Genomic DNA, 256 nt, shown 5'->3' on the forward strand with positions numbered 1-256 from the left:
TAATATTAGGGAATGCTATATAATAAATAAATGGTGGAGGCTGAGGGGCTCGAACCCCCGACCCTCTGCTTGTAAGGCAGATGCTCTCCCAGCTGAGCTAAGCCTCCATATTATGACCCGTAGGGGAATCGAACCCCTGTTACCTCCGTGAAAGGGAGGTGTCTTAACCGCTTGACCAACGGGCCATACAAAAAATAATATCTGGCGGAGAGAGAGGGATTCGAACCCTCGAGACGCTTTTGGCGCCTACACGATT

2 tRNA genes are annotated in these 256 nt (G+C 50.0%); both read right to left on the reverse strand.

Annotated elements, in window-relative coordinates:
* Window positions 1-31: 31 nt before the first annotated feature.
* Window positions 32-107, reverse strand: a tRNA-Val gene (locus C1I60_RS24325).
* 6 nt (window positions 108-113) lie between these two features.
* Window positions 114-185: transfer RNA gene (locus tag C1I60_RS24330), tRNA-Glu, on the reverse strand.
* Between the last annotated feature and the right edge of the window lie 71 nt (window positions 186-256).

Origin of the sequence: Paenibacillus terrae (assembly GCF_005217525.1) — a bacterium.
GTDB classification, from domain to species: domain Bacteria; phylum Bacillota; class Bacilli; order Paenibacillales; family Paenibacillaceae; genus Paenibacillus; species Paenibacillus terrae_C.